Consider the following 2,129-nt stretch of genomic DNA (forward strand, 5'->3'; position numbering starts at 1 on the left):
ACCGTTCGTCTTAAACCCGCCCGCACCTGTAATTTCTGACAGTAGCCAGCCTCGGTTCAGCGCCATTCAATACCTCCATCGCCCCGCCATTCGATCGGAGTTCGCGCCATGACTGTCAACATTCCCGCTGGTTCATCACCCCTGCTGCTCAAAGCGCTCGACATTCCCGGGAGAACCGGCCCCGTGTCGCAATCGCCGGATGTCTGGGGCCTCAACCTTGCGGCCGTGCGGGACAACTTCCCCAAACAGGGCCTGTTGTGCCGCGCCGGGCCGTGGGGGGCCATGTACCGGGGCGACCGGTTGGTGATTTATTTGGACGGCCAGCCGGTGTTCAACAAAACCGTCGACGATCATGAGGTCGGCACGGCGCTGTCGATGTTTGTGCCCGCCGCGCGCTTCAGTGATGGCTCGTCCACGCTGTCCTACGCCGTCACCCGGCAGGGTGGAACGGCCGAGCCCTCCGAAGTGATGCAGGTGCTGATCAAGCTCACCCGCCCCGGTGGCCATGACACCGACGAAGGGCCGGGGCACTCGAAACTGAAAATGACGATCCCCAGGGAAATTCTCGATGGCGGCATCGACAAGGACAACATCGCCGCCGGTGTGCCGATCACCATTGGTCCCTCCGACGACGGCCCGCAGCCTTACGCCAATGCAACGGCCGGCGATTTGGTTCAGGTGACCTGGGGCGGGGTGTTCGTCATCCACGGGCCGCTGACTCAGGAGGAGGCCGACGGTACAGTGCCGCTTGTCGTGCAGATCACCGAGGCAACCATTCGCGAGGCGGGTGACTCCGCAGATGCCGGTCTCGCCGTGGCCTTCGAGCTCTACGACATGGTCGATAACCGCTCCGAAGACTGGAGTTACGCGCAGCGTGTCAGGGTGGAGTCCGATACCAACAGACTGGCCGCCCCCATCTGCAAGGAAGCGGTGAATAACGAGCTGGATGCCGACAAGCTGGGGGATGCCTGTGGCACGGCGCAGATCCTTGCCGTGGACAGCAACAAGTTCAAGGTGGGTGACACCCCCATCGTCCGGCTCAAGGGCACACCGGTTGAAGGGGCACCGATCGACATGGAAATCACCGGCGAGGCGCTGGCCAGTGTCCCCAGCATCCCCGAGATCCCGATACCCAATGCCGCGCTGCGGCAGTTGGCCAAGACCCAGATCAGCCTGTCCTTTCGCCTGAAAAAAGCCGACGGTTCCGCCGACCTGCTGTCCAAGACCCAGTTCATCAATGTCATCGGCGAGATCCAGCGGTTACAGGCCCCGGTCGCCCTCGACGCGGCACAGGGCGCGCTCGATCCGGACTTGGCACAGGCGCGCATCGAGATTCCATTCGACAGCGCCTTTGCGGCCGGCCAGGCGATCAAGCTGATCTGGCTCGGCACCCGGCCTGACCTGAGCACCTACCTGCCTGACCTGCCGCTGCGCCCGATTACCAATGGCGATATCACGGCCGGTGTGCCCTTGCTGATCAACGTCCCGGGCCTTCATCTGAAACAGATCGAAGGCGGCACGCTGGATCTGTATTACCAGTTGCTGATCGACGACGCGGTGCTGGGAACGATGAACCGCGTCAACGCCACCCACGCCATCCGCGACTCGATTCACGCCGAGATCCTGAACGTCGGCGAACCGAGGAAAGAGCTGCCGGAGCCGAAAGTGGACGGCGTGGTGGACGGCGTATTGCCGGCGGACACGGCCGGCACCACGTTGACCGTTGAATACCTGAACACCGTCAAGGATGACGAGGTGACCGGTGTGTGGCTGGGCTCGAAAACCGGTCGGTATGACGACTCGCTCAAGCTGTCCTCGTTTACTGCCGGTCAACCGGTGCCGTTCCCCATCAACGCCGAGTTGATCAAGGACAATGAAGGGGGAACTGTCGAGGCGTTCTACTCCATCAAATGGGCGGATGGACGGCCGACCAGTTATTCCGATGAGAAGGCATTCAGTGTGGGTGTGGCGCTGGACCTGACGGCACCGCGCATCAAGGAAGCGCCGAATGACCTCAGCCTGATCCCGAATAACGCCAAGGATGCCCTGACCGCCATTGTGGATTACGCCGGCATGCAGCTCGGTGACAAAATCATTGCCACCTGGACCGGTGCGGCGGGCACACCAGC

At 62.4% G+C, this 2,129-nt stretch carries 1 pseudogene; it reads left to right on the forward strand.

Annotated features, from left to right (window positions below):
• Positions 1-108: 108 nt before the first annotated feature.
• Positions 109-2,129: pseudogene (locus CAF73_RS29475) on the forward strand (hypothetical protein); the annotation flags it as partial.

Origin of the sequence: Pseudomonas sp. B15(2017) (assembly GCF_002113215.1) — a bacterium.
Lineage (GTDB): Bacteria > Pseudomonadota > Gammaproteobacteria > Pseudomonadales > Pseudomonadaceae > Aquipseudomonas.